Genomic DNA, 20090 nt, shown 5'->3' with positions numbered 1-20090 from the left:
AGGCTTTATTGTTTTATATATCTAATGAATATAAACTCTAGAATAGAGTTTATATTCATTAGAAAGTAGTTTTCAACTAAAACACCAAGCTAAATACAGTACCTTCTCCTTCCTTACTATTCACTATAATTCTACCTTTGTGAAGTAACATAATCTGTTTACAGAGACTTAATCCGATACCACTTCCTGTAGTTTTACTAGTAAAAAACGGAACAAAAATACTATCCATAATCTCTAATGGGATCCCTGTTCCATTATCGTATACCTTAATAATAATCGATCTATTTGGTGTCTGTTCTGCAATTACTCTAATGAGCGGTTCTGGTCTGTTTTTACAAGCATCTACAGCATTTAAAACCAAATTTATAAGCACTTGTTCAATTAGATGACTATCAATATCAAGCTCTAATTTAGGAGTCTTGATTTCAAAATTAATTGCAATATTCTTTACATCTAGTGAAGGCTGCATCAATAATTTTATCGTCTCGAATAAATCAGTTACTCTTCTTTTTTCTAGATTGAGATGTGTAACCTTGCTAAGACTGCGATACGTTTTTGCAAATTTTAATAATCCTTCACTCCTATTCTTTATAGTCTTTACACCAGCGTGAACATCTTCCAGATCTAATGTATTTTCTTTAGGGTTCTCTATTGCTAATTGTAAATGGCTTTGTAACGTTTCGGCCAATGAAGATATTGGAGCTATAGAATTCATAATCTCATGAGTCATTACACTCAGTAATTTTTTCCAAGCTTCAGATTCATTTTTATTTAATGTATTGTCTATATTTTGAAGCACAATTAATTTAAAAGCATCTTCCTCTACCTGAAATACTGTATCAGATATTAGTACTTTTATTTTTTCATTTTGTACCGCTATGCTAATAGAATCTGGCTCTCTATGGTAAGAGTCAAATATTACATTATATATTTCGGGAGCTCTTCGTTCTACAAAACGTATATTCTTAAATGATGGGAAATCCAAGGTTTCTCTAAACGAATCATTGCTCCAAAGCACATTTCCATTTTCTAAATTATAGGCTATAATCCCTATATCTACCATTTCTAATATTTTCTGTAGATACACATATTGCGCCTCATTCTTAGAATTTATATCTTTTATCGTTCGATTTACTTCATTAAAACCCGTATAGAGTTTTCGTATATCTTTTGGTCCTCTATCTTCAGGAAACCATCTAGAAAAATCACGGTATTTGACGGCTTCAAAAAAATCATCCATAACCATAAATCTTCTCTTTATAAAAACATAACTGCTATAGCATAGATAAAGAATCAAAAAACTCGAAAGTACTATGTATACAGGTGTATTAATATATATAGCATATAGTAAACCATATATTAGCATAACCAATACTATAATTCTTACTACAAGACGTAAAATGTAACCGTTATAATTCATACTTGTCTAATCTACGATACAATGCAGCACGCGTAATACCAAGTTCTTTTGCCGATTTAGACACATTACCTTTATTTTTTTCTAATACGGTAAGTATGGCATTTTTTTCAATATCATCTAAATTCATGTTCTGTGGAGTGATCGATTTAGTTGGTCTTTCTATTGACGAAAACACTAAATCTTCAGGTTTTAACACATTCCCATCTGCCATGATCACTGCACGTTCTAATACATATTGTAATTCTCTAACATTACCAGGAAAATCATGGTTTTTAAGTTTAGAAATAAAACCTGTTTCTAAATTAAAGGAACTCTTGTTATACTTATCTGCATACATAGCAATAAAATGTTTTGCAATCAGTGTAATATCTGTTCCTCGCTCACGTAATGGTGGCATCAAAATATCTACAGTATTAATTCTATAAATTAAATCTTTTCTAAACTTTTTTTCATCTGCCAATATCTTAGGATCAATATTAGTAGCACATATTAATCGAATATCGATCGGAATAGCATCATTACTTCCTATTGGCGTCACCATTCTATTCTGAAGCACCGTTAGCAATCGAACCTGTTGTCCTAAACTGATATTGCCTATTTCATCCAAAAATAGGGTACCTCCATTGGCAGCTTCAAAACGACCTTTGCGATCTTCTCGTGCATCAGTAAAAGCTCCTTTTTTATAACCAAATAACTCACTTTCAAAAAGACTAGATGTCAAAGCACCTACATCTACTTTTACAAAAGGTTGATCTCTTCGATTAGAATGATCGTGTAGTGCTTTAGCGATTAAGTCTTTACCAGTACCATTTTCTCCTAAAATCAATACATTAGCATCTGTTGGCGCTACTTTTTTAAGCTTTAAGAATACATCTTTAATAGCATCACTTTCACCTATTATAGGCGAATCATTACTATGCAGTGTACCATTGTTTGTTGACTTCGATTTTTTACTTTCGAGTATTGTAGTTATAGTTTGTATAATTTTTTCATTCTTCCATGGTTTTACCAAAAAGTCAGATGCACCTTCTTTTAATGCCCGAATAGCTAAATCAATATCCGCATAGGCTGTAATCAAAATAACTGAAGTATCTGATTTTTGCTTCTTGATTTCATTTAACCAAAAAATACCCTCATTACCAGTATTCACCAATCCATTAAAGTTCATATCTAGAATAATCAGATCAAACTTTTTACCAGTTATTTGAGTCCCAATATTACTGGGATTCTTTTCTACAACTACTTCTTTAACAAGTGGTTTCAGTAATAAACGTAATGCAGTTAACACATCTATATCGTCGTCTATTACTAATATCGTTGCTTCCTTTAAAACCATACTTACAATATTACACAATTAATTTCAGCTTGAAAAAACAGAAAAAGTAAAATATCCCTTTTTCTACAGTGTATTGTTTTCGAACAGAAAGTGTATCAAAACCGAACACTTTTATTTTTTCAAAAACATCTAAATTATTGATTTTCAGCTATTTGATTTTTTGGCATCATCTTGACTATACAACTAGCGTACATAATAAGATCAAAAAACACAATCAAACAAAAATGATCATCATGAGCAAATCAATCTTAATTTTAGTTCTAAGTCTAATAGGTCTTTTTTCGAAGCAAATGGCTACAAACTTAGACAAGACCAATACCGACATGCATTCAGTAGTGAAAGATTCCTTAACCACTACCTTACACAATGCGAATAAGGATGGAGAGCTTGTAGGTTTTTCTGTTGCTATTATTGATCAAAACAACATATTATATAATAAAGGTTTTGGATACTCAGATTCAAAAAATAAAAAGAAATATCAAACCAATACGATTCAAAACGTAGGATCTATTTCTAAGACATTTATAGGTTCTAAAGACCTATTAATCGGTCATAATGGTTCTTGTAAAGGCTCTTTGGCAATGATGTATTTTAATCCTGAAACCAAAATAGGCAAAACACTAATGATCAATACAGATATCGATTACAAAGAAGAAACTGTTGTTCCATATATAAAATATGTTTGGAAATAAATCATTGAATTCGAAATTAAACAACCTATAAACCTCAACCAAATACTAAAAGAAAACTGATGGACGTACCAATTCAAAAGAAACAATTTTCAAAATCAAAAATAGCTATGCTTATTGGTGCATTGCTGGTATTAGCTCTCATTATATTTGTATTTGTGCAATCTTCTGGAGGTTCTAAATTAAATGTAGAAAAAGAAAGAATCTCTATAAATACAATCAAAAATGATGTCTTTCAGGAAAACATCCCAGTAAACGGAATCGTTTTACCAATTACTACGATCTACTTAGACGCATTAGAAGGTGGTAGAGTTGAAGAAAAGTTTGTAGAAGATGGGGCAATTATGAAAAAAGGAGAGCCTATTTTAAGATTGTCAAACACAGATTTAGAATTGAGTCTTATCAATCAAGAAACCTCAGTATATAATTTATTGACACAAATGCAAATTTCTCAAAATGCTGCACGTCAAAATACCATTAATAGACGTAATCAATTTACTGATGTAGAAAGCAGTTTAATTGAAGCAAAACGCCTTTATGAACTGAACAAAAAATTATACGCAAAAAAAGTAATCGGCCGTCAGGATTATGAATCTTCTGAAAATGATTATAACTACCAAAAACAACGTATGCAATTAGCCCAGCAAGTGCTAAGTCAAGATTCTACGTCAACCAAACAAGAACTTAACCAAGCTAAAAGTTCTTATGCAAGAACGCAAAGCGCTCTGGAATTAATGCGTAAAAAAGTAGGTGATTTAGTGGTTCGCGCACCTGTAGATGGTCAATTAACCTCTCTGGATGCAGAAATTGGTCAATCCAAAAACAAAGGAGAACGATTAGGACAAATAGATGTATTAAGCGGTTTCAAAGTACGTGTTGATATTGATGAACACTATATCTCCAGAATATACAATGGACAAAAGGGAACATTTACATTTAATAATAAAACATACATTCTAGTTATCAAAAAGGTATTTACGCAAGTGACTAATGGTCGTTTTCAAGTAGACATGCAGTTTGAAGGAGATGTTCCAGAAGGTATACGTCGTGGTCAAAACTTACAGATTCGTGTTGCATTAAGTGCAGAGAAGCAAGCCTTGCTAGTCCATAAAGGAGGTTTTTTTCAAAAAACTGGCGGTAATTGGATTTTTAAAGTAAGTGACGATGGAAATTCAGCATACAAAGTAGCAATTCGCTTAGGGAGTCAAAACACTGAATACTATGAAGTGATAGAAGGTTTACATCCAGGAGATAAAGTTGTGACATCCAGCTATGATAGTTTTGGTGATACCGAAGAATTAATATTAAAATAAAAACATCAATTAAAAAAAGAGGATATAATGATACAAATAACTGATTTAGAAAAATTTTATAGGACCGAGGAAGTCCAAACTATAGCTTTAAACAAGTTGTCTTTTAATGTAAAAGAAGGTGAATTTGTAGCCATAATGGGACCTTCAGGATGTGGAAAATCTACATTACTAAACATCTTAGGTTTATTAGATGATCCAGATGGAGGAAGTTTTAAATTTAATGGACAAGAAGTAGCTGGATATAACGAACGTAAACGTTCTGATCTTCGTAAACACAACGTAGGGTTTGTATTTCAAAGTTTTAATTTAATAGATGAATTAACCGTTTTTGAAAATGTAGAACTCCCTTTAATTTATACAGGTGTAAAACCTGCAGAACGCAAAAAACGTGTAGAAGATGTATTAGAAAAGATGCAAATTATGCATAGACGTAATCATTTTCCACAACAATTATCAGGAGGGCAACAGCAACGTGTTGCAGTAGCAAGAGCAGTGGTTAACAACCCTAAACTTATTCTTGCAGATGAACCAACTGGAAATCTGGATAGTACTAATGGTAATGAAGTGATGGATCTACTCATTGAACTAAATGAATCTGGAACTACGATTATTATGGTTACACATAGTGAACACGATGCAAAATATAGTCATAGGATTATACGAATGTTAGATGGACAAAAAGTGACTGAAAACATTTTAGTATAAACAATCATCAATCAATCAATCAAAAAACGAACAGATAACACCAGCATCATGTTTAGAAACTATATCAAAATCGCGTTTAGAAACCTACTTAAAAGTAAAGTTTATTCTTTTATAAATATTTTAGGATTAGCAATTGGTATGGCTGCAACTATGCTAATTGGCCTATGGATTTATGATGAACTTAATTACAACGATTACTTCGAGAATGGTGCAACGATCGCCCAAGTATTTCAACATGAATCTGCAAATAATATTATAGACACTGGTCCCGCTATACCGAGACCATTAGAGTTTGCCATTAGACAAGATTATAAAAATAATTTTAAACACATCATCATGTCTTCTTGGGAACAACCTAGATATATCCGTTTTGCAGAAACTAATATTTACAGACGTGGAAACGCTATGCAAGAAGGCGCTCCAGAGATGTTGAATTTAAAAATTATAGAAGGCGTTAGAGATGGTTTAAAAGAAAAGAATTCCATTATGCTATCAGAATCCTCTGCAAAAACATTGTTTGGAACTGATACAGCTGTAGGTAATATTGTAAAAGTGAATAATCAGGATGATCTAATTATTACTGCGGTTTATGAAGATATTCCAGACAATAATTCTTTTAATGACATGGATTACTTAATCCCTTGGAAATATTATATAACTACGCAACCATGGTTAGAAAGAGCAAAAACCGCGTGGGGTAATAATTCGTTTCAAATGTTTGTGCAGATTAATGATCATACAACTATGGATCAAGTTACCTCTAAAATTATTGACATCAAGAAAAAAGCTTCTCCTGGTGAGGCAGTATTCAATCCTCAAATTTTTCTATTCCCTATGAAAGATTGGCATTTAAGAAGTGATTTTGAAAATGGGATTCAAAAAGGAGGTCGTATCGAAAACGTATGGTTGTTTGGAATCATAGGGATATTTATTTTGTTACTCGCTTGTATCAATTTTATTAACTTAAGTACAGCACGTTCAGAAAAACGAGCCACAGAAGTAGGTATTAGAAAATCAATAGGATCTCAAAGAGGTCAGCTTATTTTTCAATTCTTAAGTGAATCTTTCCTAATCGTTCTCCTGTCATTTTCTGTAGCTATTGGAATTGTTCTGTTATCTTTAAATGGTTTTAATAATCTGGCAAGTAAAGTCATTCTTTTTCCTTGGACAAATCCTTTATTTTGGCTGGTATCATTAATATTTATTCTTATTACCGCTTTCCTTTCAGGTAGTTACCCTGCTTTATATTTATCATCGTTTAATCCAGTTTCTGTATTAAAAGGTACTTTTAAAGCTGGCCGTTTTGCGGCACTTCCTCGTAAAATATTAGTAGTCACTCAGTTTACAGTGTCTATTGCCCTTATCATAGGTACGCTTATCGTGATGAGTCAAATTCAGCATAGTAAAGACAGACCAACAGGTTATAATAAAGAAGGTCTGATTCAAATACCAGTAATGAGTAGTGAATTTATAGGTAAGTCTGATATAATGCGAAATCAGTTTATTTCCTCTGGCGGAGCTATAGAAATGGCTACAACAAGTAGTCCTACAACAAATGTATGGTCAAATCGATCTGGGTATACTTGGGATGGTAAACCAGTTGGGTTTCAAGAAGATTTAGCCTATACAGATGTGTCTTATGAATTTGTTGAAACCTTGGGTGCAAAAATAATTGAAGGGCGAGGTTTTTCTCGCGATTTCCCAACAGACTCGTTAGGTGTTATTCTTAATAAAACTGCAGTTGATTACATGGGTATTAAAAATCCTATAGGGAAATTAATACGAGATTCTGATGTTGATGATCCTGACCCAATGCCTCCTCTTAAAATCATTGGAGTTATTGATGATATTATTATGCAATCTCCTTACAGTCCTGTAAAACAATCTATGTATGTGTTTGACAGATACGGTAACACTGCCTTCTATAATGTAAGATTAAACCCAGAAAAGAGTGTTAGTGAAAACTTAGAGATTATTGAGCGTGTATTTAAAACCAACTTCCCCAATGTTCCATTTGATTATCAATTTATAGATCAAGAATATGCCAAAAAATTTAAAGCAGAAGAACGCATTGCTAGCTTAGCAAGAGTGTTTACAATATTAGCCATATTTATAAGCCTATTAGGTCTATTTGGTCTTGCTTCTTTTGTTGCAGAACAACGTACAAAAGAAATTGGTATCAGAAAAATATTAGGTGCTTCGGTTAAACATTTATGGGTGTTACTATCTAAAGATTTCATTATGTTAGTCATTATCTCATTAATAATTGCTTCGCCAGTGGCATATTATTTTATGACACAATGGTTACAAAAATTTCCGTACCGAACCAATATTTCTCTAACCATCTTTCTAGTTGCTGGTTTTGGTGCCTTGCTAATCACATTTATTACCGTTAGTATTCAGGCGATACGAACTGTAACGGCCAATCCAGTAAATTCATTAAGGACCGAATAACATACAATCAATCAAAAAACGAACAGTTATGATCAGGAATTATATTAAAATAGCTTGGAGAAGTCTTCAAAAAAACAAATTACAAACCATCATCAATTTACTAGGTTTAACAGTAGGAACTGTATGTTGTTTGAGTATTTTAATCTATGTGTTCGCTCAGTTAGGCTATGATGATCATCACGAAGATGCTGAAGCATTATATCGAGTAAGAACAATAATCGAAGATCCTAATGCGAAACGGTTTAATGCCGCCTCTAGTGGACCTCCTATTGGGTTTGCAATGAAAGAAGATTTTCCAGAAGTAATTGAAGCCACAAGATTAGTGTATATGGGAGAAGGTACTGAGGATTTAATTCGCCCAAGTGATGGTACTACTGGTTTTTATGAGCCTAGAGGTTATCTTGCAGATGCTACAATCTTTAGTGTTTTTAGTTTCAATTTTCTAGAGGGTAACCCAAATACTGCTTTAGTAGCACCTAATACTGTGGTACTATCCTCTAGCTTAGCTAGAAAACTTTTTGGTGAAGTACCAGTTCTTAATAAAACCATTATTTCTGGAAGTGGCGAACAACAATTATCTCTTACTATTACTGGTGTTTTTGATGATAGTAATCTTGAGAAATCACACCTAAACCCCAACTATTTAATCACAATGAATACTCCTGGTTTAGGAGCGTTTGTGAGAAGCGTTCAAAATTTTGCTACACAAAATTTCATATATACCTATGTAAAATTAAATAGCGCAGAGAGTGCATCAATAGTTCAAGATAAATTACCTGCATTTTTAGAAAGCCGTGGTGCTAAAGATTTTGCTGCTTTCAACTTCAAGAAAGAACTTTTTTTGCAAAAAGTGAGTGACATTCATTTACATTCTAAAGGTATTTCTAGACAAATCGGCCCTATATCAGATATTAGTTATCTATATCTATTAATCACATTAGCATTATTTATTCAACTGGTAGCTTGTGTGAATTTCATTAATTTGAGTACAGCAAGAGCTAATAAACGTGCTAAAGAAATTGGGGTTCGTAAAACTATTGGAGCTAACAAAAAATCATTAATAGGTCAATTTTTAGGCGAATCTGTTTTACTGTCATTATTAGCCATGATTATTAGCATTCCTGTAACGATGTTGATAATACCACTAGTTAATCAATTAACACAAGGTAATCTTGGTTATACTTCAATACTTGATTGGCAAGTATTACTTATTTTATTGGTTATTGGAATACTTACTGGATTATTTGCTGGGATTTATCCTGCGCTAGTATTATCATCTATTAAGCCTATGCGGGTTTTAAAAGGTTCTCTATTCCCAAAATCGAGCGGTACATTGCTACGTAAAGGTTTAGTAGTTTTTCAGTTTGTGATTTCTATTGGCCTGATTGTAACAGTATATATTATTTCTCAGCAAGTACGCTATGCTCAAAATAAAGATATGGGCTTTAATAAAGATAACTTAATAGCCGTTCGCTTAGGAACTCAAGAAGCATTTACACAATACAATACTTTAAAAACAAATATGAGTCAGATTTCTGGAGTAAAATCTGTTTCTGGTTGTAATATATATCCCTCTCAATTTTTACGTGGAGATGTGGGTGCTTATTTGCCTGGTAGCGATCCTACAAGACCTGTATTAGTAAAAGTAAACGGTATTCATAGCGATTATTTAAAAACTGTAGATACACAATTATTAGTAGGTAGAGGTTTAAAAAGTCAAGATAGCAGTCGTGTAGTTGTAAATAAAGCAACGATGGATGCCTTTAATATTTCACTGGAAGATGCAGTGGGTACAACATTATTATTTTCTACTGGTGGAGATGTACAAACAGTAGAAGTTGCTGGTGTAACAGAAGATTTCCATTTTGCCTCGTTAAGAGAAGAAGTTGAACCCATCATGCTATACCTAGATAATAGCTTAGATTGGTTATTAGTAAAAACTACAACTTCTGATTTCGAAATCATTCTTAGTCAAATGGAAACTGCCTGGAAACAGGTCAATAAAACCACTCCTTTTGTTTACAATTTTATTGATAAAGAAACAGAAAAACTAATTGCCGAAGAAAAACGATTGGCTAATATTTCGATCGTATTCACAACGCTTGCCATATTAATTAGTTGTTTAGGGTTATTTGGATTAATTTCTTTTATGGCAGAACAAAAAAAGAAGGAAATCGGTATTAGAAAAGTTTTAGGAGCAAGTGTCAGTACTGTGATGAAAATGCTAACCAAAGATTTTTTCTTACTAATACTTGTTGCGTTAGCCATTGCCACTCCTCTATCCTATTATCTTATGGAAAATTGGTTACAGGATTTTACCTATAGAATCTCAATTAGTTGGTGGATTTTTTTAGTAGCAGGTTTCATTACGATGTTCATCACATTACTAACAGTAAGTATTGAAGCATTCAAAGCATCTACTGCAAATCCAGTGAATTCATTAAGAACAGAATAAAAAAATCAATCAAAAAAACAAAGCATCATGATCAGGAACTATATTAAAATAGCATGGAGAAACCTTTGGCGTCGCAGAGGATTTACACTTATAAATATCACTGGGCTATCCATAGGAATGACTGCAAGTTTTCTTATGCTACTGTATGTGGGTTTTGAACTTAGTTATGATTCTTTTCATAGTAAAGGAGAGCATATCTACCGCGTTGTTGCTGATATTAAAACACCTTCTGATAATATAGAGGCTAGTATTCCAGCATGGGCAGTTCCTCCGAACTTAGAAAAGGAGTTTCCCGAAATAATATCCGCCGTAAGAATTAACGATCTGGATATGCTAGTTCGTAAAGACGAACTAAAATTTAAAGAAACGAATGCCATCACTGCCGACTCTAGTTTTTTCTCTGTTTTTGATTTTAAATTATTACAAGGAAATCCCAAAGAAGTACTAAAAAAACAATTTAGCATCGTTCTATCAGAAACAACCGCAAAAAAATACTTTGGCGATGAGAACCCTATTGGTAAATCACTAAAAATTACAGAAGAAGGCTTCAATAGCACGGTCACTGGAATTATGGAAGATATTCCTGAAAATTCTCATATCCAGGCAGATATGATATTATCGTTAACCACTTTTACACAAAATCTAGATAAAAGTTTAGATACACAATGGGCAAGCTATGACGCCGCTGGATATATTTTAGTGAACCCTGTTACCGATGCGAAACAACTAGAATCAAAATTTCCAGCGTTTTTAGAAAAACATAGTGGAGAATTAATGAGGCAAAGTAAAATGGGTGTCACGCTTTTCTTAGAACCTCTACAAAGTTTGTATTTAAAATCTACTCGTGGAGGAACTGGAGGTGGCAGTATGACGAATGTTTACATCTTTTCTATCATCGCTATTTTTATTTTATTAATTGCTTCTATCAACTTTATTAACCTAACAACGGCACGTTCTGTAGAACGAGCTAAAGAAGTAGGAATTAGAAAAGTAATGGGTGCCGAAAAACAACAACTGTCATTACAGTTTATTGGAGAATCTATTATTACTTGTTTGATTGCTTTTTGTATTACTGTACTCTTAACCGTCTTATTATTACCTCTTTTTAATGATCTCTCAGGAAAAGTAATAAGCGAAGGGCTTTTTTCTAACTATATAAATGTATTTAAACTGTTAGGAATCTCTCTTCTTATCGGAATTTTTGCTGGGATTTATCCTTCATTAGTATTATCATCTTTTAAACCAATTCAAGTACTAAAAGGTAATTTTTCTACAGGTGGAAAAGGTGTTCTACTTAGAAAAAGTTTAGTTATTATACAATTTACTATTTCTATTGTTCTGATTACTGGCACAATCATTATTTATAATCAAATGAACTATATGCGTAATCAAGAATTAGGTTTTAATAAAGAACACCTATTAATTCTTGAAGCAGAATTCTCTAGCTCTCAATTAGCATTAAAACAAGCTATTGATAATATTCCAGGAGTCAAATTTACAAGTCTGGGATCCAGTGTACCTGGAGGTGGTAACTCCTCTGCATATTCTGAAATTGAAAATAACAATGGAGATCTGCAAATCGCAAATTTGGATCTTTATTTTGTTGATCACAATTATATCTCACAATTTGATCTTAAAATACTAGCAGGAAGAGCTTTTTCAAAAGATTTTGCTACTGATTCTACACAAGCAATAATACTTAATGAAGAAGCCGTAAAATTATTTGGATACAGTGATCCTAAAGATGCCATCGGAGCTAGATTTAGACAATGGGGACGTGAAGGACAAATCATCGGAGTAATTAAAGACTTCCATTTTAGCTCTTTGCAAGAAAATATCCGGCCACTAACGATGAGAATGGAGGCGAGTAGAAATGATTTGATTACAGTAAAATTAGCTTCTCAAAACATTAAACAAACCATAGCAGCTATTGAAGACAAGTGGGAATCCTTTTTACCCGAACAACCATTTGATTATGTCTTTTTGGATGACTCTTTTAACGAACAGTATGAAAATGAAGAACGTTTCGGTAGTCTATTCTTATACTTTGCAACACTAGCTATTCTAATTTCTTGTTTGGGATTATTAGGGTTGGCTGCTTATAGCACATTACAAAGAAAACGAGAAATAGGTATTAGAAAAGTTATAGGAGCTTCTATATCTGAAATCGTAAATCTTTTATCAATAGATTTCTTGAAACTTGTATTGATCGCCTTTGTTATTGCCTCACCAATCGCCTGGTACGTCATGTATAGCTGGTTACAAGATTTTGCATATAAGATCGATATACAATGGTGGATGTTTGTTTTATCTGGAGGTTCTGCGATTTGTATAGCTGTATTAACCGTTAGCTTCCATGCGATAAAAGCATCCGTGTCAAATCCTGTAAACTCTCTTAGAACAGAGTAAAATCAATCAAAAAACGAATAGTCATGATCAGGAATTATATTAAAATAGCGTGGAGAAATCTCTTAAGAAATAAAGTCTTTAGTGCCATTAATATTGTAGGCTTAAGTATCGGTGTTGCAGCATGTTTATTAATAACACTATTTATTATAGACGAAACTAACTATGATAAACAAATCCCAAATAGTGACAATATTTATCGATTAACACATTTTGCAGTAATTGAGGATATCGAAGGTTGGGGAGCACATCATTCTGCACTCATGGCAAGTACGATTCACCGTGAATTTGAAGAAGTAGAAAATGCAGGAAGGTTGTTAGATAATGAATTAATGTATGGAGCAGGAAGCAATGAAATAAGTCTTAATGAATTACCTTCACAATACCACGAAGAGCATTTTGCATATGCAGATCAAGCCATTGTTGATATTTTTGATTTAGAGATGGTAGAAGGAGAAGCTTCCTCCTCTCTTATTAAACCCTTAACTATCATTATTTCAGAAAGTAAAGCGAAGAAATATTTTAAAAATAGTACTGCTGTAGGTCAAGTTATGTATTTGAATGGAAATAAATCCGAACCTTATAAAATAACAGGCGTATATAAGGATTTTCCAAAAGCATCAAATTTTAATTACAAATTCTTACTGACTCTAAAGGGAGTAGAATTTGGAGAAGGTGAACAAACCCGATGGACTCAGAATAATTATTTTAATTTCCTGCAACTAAAACCCGCTACAAATATTGCTGCTTTTGAAGATAAAATGACTCAAGTAATTTTAAATAATTATATACTTCCTGCATTCAAAAATGGTGGTTATGATAAGTTCGAACGATTACTACGTACATCTCATCTAGATTTACAGCCACTAGCCGATATTCATCTTCGTTCTAAAAACATCTATGATGGTCAAACACATGGGGATATTAGATTCGTGTGGATATTTGGTGCAATTGCTTTTTTTATTTTAATCATAGCCTGCATTAATTTCATAAATCTATCTACAGCAAAATCCGCAAATCGGGCAAAAGAAGTAGGACTTAGAAAAGTAATTGGTTCTGGTAGAAAAAAACTGATTCTACAATTTTTAGTAGAATCCATGGTCATCACAATACTTGCATTTGGTTTTGGCATTGTACTCGCTATGTTAGGTTTATCTTTTTTCAATTCCATTTCAGGTAAATTGTTAACATTACCTTGGAGTACTTGGTATTTTATACCTTCCATACTATTAACAGCATTATTCATCGGGATGTTAGCTGGTATTTATCCAGCACTTTATCTTTCTAAATTTGCACCAATTAATGTATTAAAAGGAGCACTTAGTAAAGGAGCTAAATCGTCTGGTTTAAGGAGTAGTTTGGTAGTGTTTCAGTTTACTATTTCTATTATATTAATAGTAAGTACTTTGATTATCAATAATCAAATGGATTTTATTCTGAATAAAGAAATAGGATTTGAAAAAGATCAAGTACTTCAAATTCATGGTGTAAATATGTTAGGAGATCGCTTAACAACTTTTACCAATGAAATCAAGCAAATCCAAGGAGTAACCCAAATTAGCAATAGTGATTATCTACCTATTAAAGGAACAAAACGTAATGGCAACACTTTTTACAATAAAGAAGTTATGAATGCAGATGGAGTACCCTCTCAGGCATGGATTATCGATGAGGGGTATTTAGATACTTTTGGAATGCACCTTAACACAGGTAGAAACTTTGATAAAAACCGAGCTACAGAAAACGAATCCGTAATCATTAACCAAACATTAGCCGAAAAATTTGGAATGCAGAATCCTTTAGGTAAAAAAATACTTCGAGGAAGTCGTACATATACCATTATCGGTGTTGTAGAGGATTTTAATTTCGAATCTTTACAACAGGAAGTTGGCTCGATTGCTATGTTCTATGGCAATGAAACTACGATAACTTCTATAAAAATAAATACAGATAATATTCCAGAAACTCTGGCTTCTATCGAACATACTTGGAAAGCATTTGTTCCTAATCTTGATTTTAGATATACATTTATGGATGAGTCTTATGCTAATATGTATGCCAATGTAGAACGTATGCGAAAATTGATAGTAAGTTTTGCTATACTATCAATTTTTGTAGCTTGTTTAGGGTTGTTTGCATTATCTGCCTTTTTAGTAGAACAACGTAAAAAAGAGTTGAGTATACGTAAAGTATTGGGTGCTTCTTTACATAACCTTTTTAAACTACTTACGACGCACTTTTTAATTTTAGTAGTAATATCTATAATTATTGCAATACCAATATCCTTTTTTATTATGGATAATTGGCTTCAGGATTATGCATATAAAATTTCTATTTCATGGGAAGTATTTGCGTTAAGTGGCATACTAGCGATCTTAATAACAATGATAACAATCAGCTATCACACTATTAAAGCAGGATTGGTGAATCCCATAGATAGTTTAAAATCAGAATAAATAAATCAATCAAAAAACGAACAATCATGATTTGGAATTATTTCAAAATAGCATGGAGAAATTTACAGAAAAGAAAAATATTTTCTTTTATCAATATCATTGGTCTTACCATAGGTTTAAGCGCCTCATTCGTTATTGGTCTAATGGTCTATTATGATTATAGTTTTGACACATTTCATAAAGATGGGGATCGGATTTACAGGGTAGTTTCGGACTTTTATAGCCCAGAAGGAACATTTTATAATTCGGGTGTTACTGTAGCTTTGGAAGATGCTATAAAAGAAAATTCTAATTTTGAAAAAGTAAGTGGTTTTTATATAGAAAGACCAACCAAGGTTGAAAATAAGGAAAAGGAAATCAAGATAAAATGGCCAAAAAATGTCATTTTCACAGACAAAGATTATTTCGATATATTTCAATATAAATTTCTAGCAGGTAATAAAGCAACGGCGTTATCAAGCCCCAACAACGTTGTACTTACACAATCCAGAGCAGCTGATTATTTCCCAGAACTTTCTGCCGATGAAATAGTAGGCAAAACTTTAGTTTATAATGATTCTTTACATATTAAAGTAACTGCTATTGTAGAAAATTTCAAGGAACGAACAGATTTTATTTTTGAAGAATTTGTTTCCAGTCCGACACTTTTAAAAACAAGAGTAAGGGGTAATTTTATTAATAAAAACTGGAACTCTACTAATTCAAGTTCACAGTTATTTGTTAAAGTAAACCAGAATGCCAACTTTGAGAAAATACAAGAAGAGTTTGATGCCTTAGCCCAGAAACATTTAGATGAATACTCTCGTAATCATGGGCAATCCAAAAAATTTAGACTACAACCACTAAATGATATTCATTTTAATGAGAATTATGGTATTTATGATTGGGAGCAAGCGCAAGCTAGTAAGCCTTTGCTACAAAATTTAGCTTTGGTGGCTTTGTTCTTATTATTATTAGGTTGTATAAATTTTATTAATCTAAATACAGCACAAGCAACTCAACGAGCTAAAGAAATTGGGATTAGAAAAACATTAGGTAGTTCTAAAAAACAATTAATTGCTCAATTTATGGGAGAGACTTTTTTATTGGTCATGTTTTCTGCTATTTTATCATTAATACTATCACAATGGCTTATAGATATATTCTCGGATTTTGTAGCAGAAGATTTAGATTTTCAACTATTTGGTAATCCAATAATTATAATCGGAATAGTAATCCTTCTTATTCTAGTTACAATATTATCTGGGTTTTATCCAGCTCTAATATTATCCAAATTTAATACAATCACGGTATTAAAAAATCACTTAGCTGTAGGTGAAAAAAAAGTAGGGCTGAGAAAGTTTCTTACCATTTTTCAATTTACTATCGCTCAGGTTTTTATAATAGGCACACTATTAGTAGGTAAGCAAATTAATTACTTATTAAGTAAGGATATGGGATTTAAAACAGATGCTATAGTCTCTGTATCTAACCCAAGAGGAGAACAACAACTAGAAAAAAAGGAACGGTATCTACAAAAACTCAAGGGTATTCCACAAATAAAAAAAATAAGTTTAGGTGGCGCTCCACCAGCATCGTTTTCTTCTAATACAACAACTACAACCTACAACAATGGTGAAAGAGAAATCCAATCAGATTTACAATTCATTTTCGGAGACACCGATTATTCACAACTTTTTGAGTTAGAGTTATTAGCCGGCAGAACACATAGAAATGATACAATTAAAGAATTGGTTATTAATGAAGCTGCTAGAAAAATATATGGCTTTAAAACACCTGAAGAAGCTATAGGTAAAGTTATAGATTTTGGAGATTTCACAGTTCCTATTGTTGGTGTTATGGCAGATTTTCATCAACGTTCTTTAAAATCAGAAATAAATCCAATGGCATTAAGAGGCGATTGGGACAGATCTAGTTTTAGTAGGTTTCGAGCTGTACATATTGCTTTTCAAAACCCTAATATAGATGATTTACAATCTACTTTGTCTAAAATTGAATCGACTTACGGAGAGGTATATAAAGATATAGAAGATTATCGTATCAACTTTATGGATGAGACTGTAGCTAAATTTTACAGTAGGGAACAAAAAGTTTCAAAACTATTGAATTGGGCTACAGGTTTATCTATTTTAATTAGTTGTCTAGGGCTTTTGGGGTTGGTTATTTATACTACGAATAGACGTGTTAAAGAGATCGGTGTTCGTAAAGTTTTAGGAGCTTCATTACTACAAATCAATTCATTATTATGTAAAGAGTTTTTGATTTTAGTCGGTATTGCTTTTATAGTAGCATCACCAATTGCTTGGTATGGAATCAATAATTGGTTACAAGATTTTGCATATAAAACGAATATTAGTTTTTGGGTATTCATCTTAAGTGGATTCTTAATGATATTATTCGCTTTATTAATAATAAGTATTAAAACGCTTCAAGCAGCTAATGCAAATCCAATAAACAGTTTAAGAACAGAATAAAAATCAATCAATCAAAAAACGAACAATTATGATACGGAATTATATAAAAATAGCTTTCCGAAGTTTACTAAAAAACAAAGGGTATAGTTTCTTAAACATTTTTGGGTTAGCTATTGGGATTACTTGTGCTAGTTTAATCTTCCTCTGGGTAGAAGATGAAATTAGTTTTAATAATTATTTTGAAAAACAAGATCAAGTCTATTATGTTCCTACTAACCAAAACTATGAAGGAGAATGGCGAACATTCAATTCTACACCTGGTCCGTTGGCGCAAGCTATGAAAGATGAAATCCCAGGTGTAATCAGAGCAACACGATCAAGTTATGAAGAACGACTTTTTACAGTTGGAGATAATGCAATCAATAGAAGTGGTCGATATGCGGATGCTGATTTTTTAGAAATCTTTAATCTAAAGTTTATCGAAGGCAATGCGAAAGATGCCTTTACTAACCCAGAAGCAATTGTACTTACTAAATCTACAGCATCAGAGCTCTTTGGAGAAAACACAAAAGTACTTGGGAAAATTGTAAAGTTGAGTAATAAAGATAATTACTTAATTACTGGTGTTATTGAAGATATACCAGAAAATGTTTCTTATCCTTTTGATTGGATAGCTCCTTTTGAGCGCTATCGAGATGGTGCAGAATGGATGACTGAATATGGCAGTAATTTTTCGGATACTTTTGTTGAATTATCTCCAGAGGCTGATTTTGAAGCAGTAGATGCTCGTGTCCGAAAAATCATTAAAGAAAAAAGTAATAATTCTGATACTTATGCCTTTTTACACTCCATCAAAAATTGGCATTTAAGAGCAAAATTTAAAGATGGTAAAAATATCGGCGGGAGAATTACATATGTACGCTTATTTTCTGCGATTGCCATTATAATATTATTGATTGCCTGCATTAATTTTATGAATCTATCAACAGCTCGAAGCGAAAAAAGAGCAAACGAGGTTGGTGTGCGTAAAGCCATGGGATCCAGTCGTTCGCGATTGATGACTCAGTTTATTTCTGAAGCGTTAATGATGGCATTTTTTGCCTCTATAGTAAGTGTGTTATTACTATTTCTAATATTACCTCAGTTCAATATTCTAATAGAAAAGAACTTGGAGTTAGGGTTAACAAACCCATTACATCTTATTTCATTATTAAGTATTACGTTACTTTGTGGTGCTTTTGCTGGTTTGTATCCTGCATTCTATTTATCATCCTTTAAACCTGTAGAGGTTCTAAAAGGAATAAAATCTACAAGTGCATCTGCATCATTAATTCGTAAAGGTCTTGTTATAGGTCAATTTACTATTTCCATAGTTTTTATAATTAGTACCATATTAGTATATCAACAAATTCAGCATGTAAAAAACAGAGAACTTGGTTATGAAAAAGATAGGTTAATATCCATGAGGGTTAATGGCAATATCATTGATAAATTCTCTATTATCAAAAATGATTTGATCAATACAGGAGCTGTTAAACATACAGCCTTAAGTAATTCTCAATTGTTATCAGGTGGCAATAATGGTTCTGGCTTAACTTGGGATGGAGGAACAAATACAGAAGAAATTCTAATCTCTTTTAGATATGTAAGTGCTGATTTTTTAAATACTACTGGAATGCAACTTAAAGAAGGGAGAGGTTTTACACAAAGTATTGCTAAGGATAGTAGTAGTGTTTTAATAACTGAATCTTTTGCTAAATTAATGGGTGGTGGAAGCGCTATAGGTAAACAAATACGAAGAGGCGACACCTATACTGTAGTCGGAGTTGTTAAAGACTATTTATACGGAGATATGTATGAAGCAAGTGATCCTGTTATGTTTTTTAATTATCATAATTATGCAAGACATTTATATATAAAAACAGATTCTCAAGTATCTACTAGCGAGGCTATTTCTAAAATTGAAACAGTTATGAAAAAGAACAACCCCGCATTTCCTTTTGAATATACATTTATAGACGAAGCCTTTGATGCTAAATTTAAAAGTGAACAACTTGTAGGTAAGCTTTCTCAAATTTTCGCAATACTGGCAATACTTATTTCTTGTCTAGGTCTTTTTGGTTTAGCAGCATATACCGCGGAGCAACGTAGTAAAGAAATTGGGGTTCGCAAGGTTTTAGGGGCTAGTATACCTGCTATTGTGAAATTATTATCCAAGGATTTTCTTAAGCTAGTGATTATTTCCATTCTTATTGCTATCCCTATAGCCTGGTTGACTATGAATAACTGGCTTCAGGATTTTGCGTATCGAATAGAAATCAATTGGTGGATTTTTATCGTAGCAGGTAGTATCGCAATACTTATTGCAATGACAACCGTTAGTTTTCAGGCAGTAAAAGCAGCAATTGCTAATCCTGTAGATAGTCTTAAAACAGAATAAAA

Annotated in this window: 11 protein-coding genes; 9 read left to right on the top strand and 2 right to left on the bottom strand. The window is 32.5% G+C overall.

Annotated features, from left to right (window positions below):
- Positions 1–76: 76 nt before the first annotated feature.
- Positions 77–1420 (bottom strand): sensor histidine kinase, encoded by a 1344-nt coding sequence (locus tag QBK95_RS21150; protein WP_280936558.1) that lies wholly within the window; start codon positions 1418–1420, stop codon positions 77–79.
- On the bottom strand, positions 1410–2756 hold the full coding sequence (locus QBK95_RS21145) for a sigma-54-dependent transcriptional regulator (RefSeq protein ID WP_280936557.1): 1347 nt from the start codon (positions 2754–2756) through the stop codon (positions 1410–1412). The genes QBK95_RS21150 and QBK95_RS21145 overlap by 11 nt, the downstream gene beginning before the upstream one ends.
- 233 nt (positions 2757–2989) lie before the next feature.
- Here QBK95_RS21145 and QBK95_RS21140 point away from each other — a divergent pair, with 233 nt between their 5' ends.
- The 9 genes from QBK95_RS21140 to QBK95_RS21100 are packed head-to-tail and all read left to right on the top strand — an operon-like array spanning position 2990 to position 20088.
- On the top strand, positions 2990–3448 hold the full coding sequence (locus QBK95_RS21140) for a serine hydrolase (protein WP_280936556.1): 459 nt from the start codon (positions 2990–2992) through the stop codon (positions 3446–3448).
- 59 nt (positions 3449–3507) lie between these two features.
- On the top strand, positions 3508–4758 hold the full coding sequence (locus QBK95_RS21135; RefSeq protein ID WP_280936555.1) for an efflux RND transporter periplasmic adaptor subunit: 1251 nt from the start codon (positions 3508–3510) through the stop codon (positions 4756–4758).
- A 27-nt stretch (positions 4759–4785) separates the two neighbouring features.
- On the top strand, positions 4786–5463 hold the full coding sequence (locus QBK95_RS21130; RefSeq protein WP_280936554.1) for an ABC transporter ATP-binding protein: 678 nt from the start codon (positions 4786–4788) through the stop codon (positions 5461–5463).
- A gap of 48 nt (positions 5464–5511) precedes the next feature.
- Positions 5512–7917, top strand: coding sequence for an ABC transporter permease (locus QBK95_RS21125; protein ID WP_280936553.1), 2406 nt, complete (start codon positions 5512–5514; stop codon positions 7915–7917).
- A 28-nt stretch (positions 7918–7945) separates the two neighbouring features.
- Positions 7946–10372, top strand: coding sequence for an ABC transporter permease (locus QBK95_RS21120; protein ID WP_280936552.1), 2427 nt, complete (start codon positions 7946–7948; stop codon positions 10370–10372).
- A 27-nt stretch (positions 10373–10399) separates the two neighbouring features.
- Positions 10400–12781, top strand: a complete 2382-nt coding sequence (locus QBK95_RS21115) for an ABC transporter permease (protein WP_280936551.1) — start codon at positions 10400–10402, stop codon at positions 12779–12781.
- 23 nt (positions 12782–12804) lie between these two features.
- Positions 12805–15234, top strand: coding sequence for an ABC transporter permease (locus QBK95_RS21110; RefSeq protein WP_280936550.1), 2430 nt, complete (start codon positions 12805–12807; stop codon positions 15232–15234).
- Between the two features lie 26 nt (positions 15235–15260).
- On the top strand, positions 15261–17708 hold the full coding sequence (locus QBK95_RS21105) for an ABC transporter permease (RefSeq protein WP_280936549.1): 2448 nt from the start codon (positions 15261–15263) through the stop codon (positions 17706–17708).
- A 28-nt stretch (positions 17709–17736) separates the two neighbouring features.
- Positions 17737–20088, top strand: coding sequence for an ABC transporter permease (locus QBK95_RS21100; RefSeq protein ID WP_280936548.1), 2352 nt, complete (start codon positions 17737–17739; stop codon positions 20086–20088).
- Positions 20089–20090: the final 2 nt, after the last annotated feature.

The organism is Aquimarina mycalae (assembly GCF_029906345.1).
Classification (GTDB): Bacteria; Bacteroidota; Bacteroidia; order Flavobacteriales; family Flavobacteriaceae; genus Aquimarina.
The sequence above is the reverse complement of the archived record's forward strand: the minus strand, read 5'-3'. Positions and strand labels throughout refer to the sequence as shown.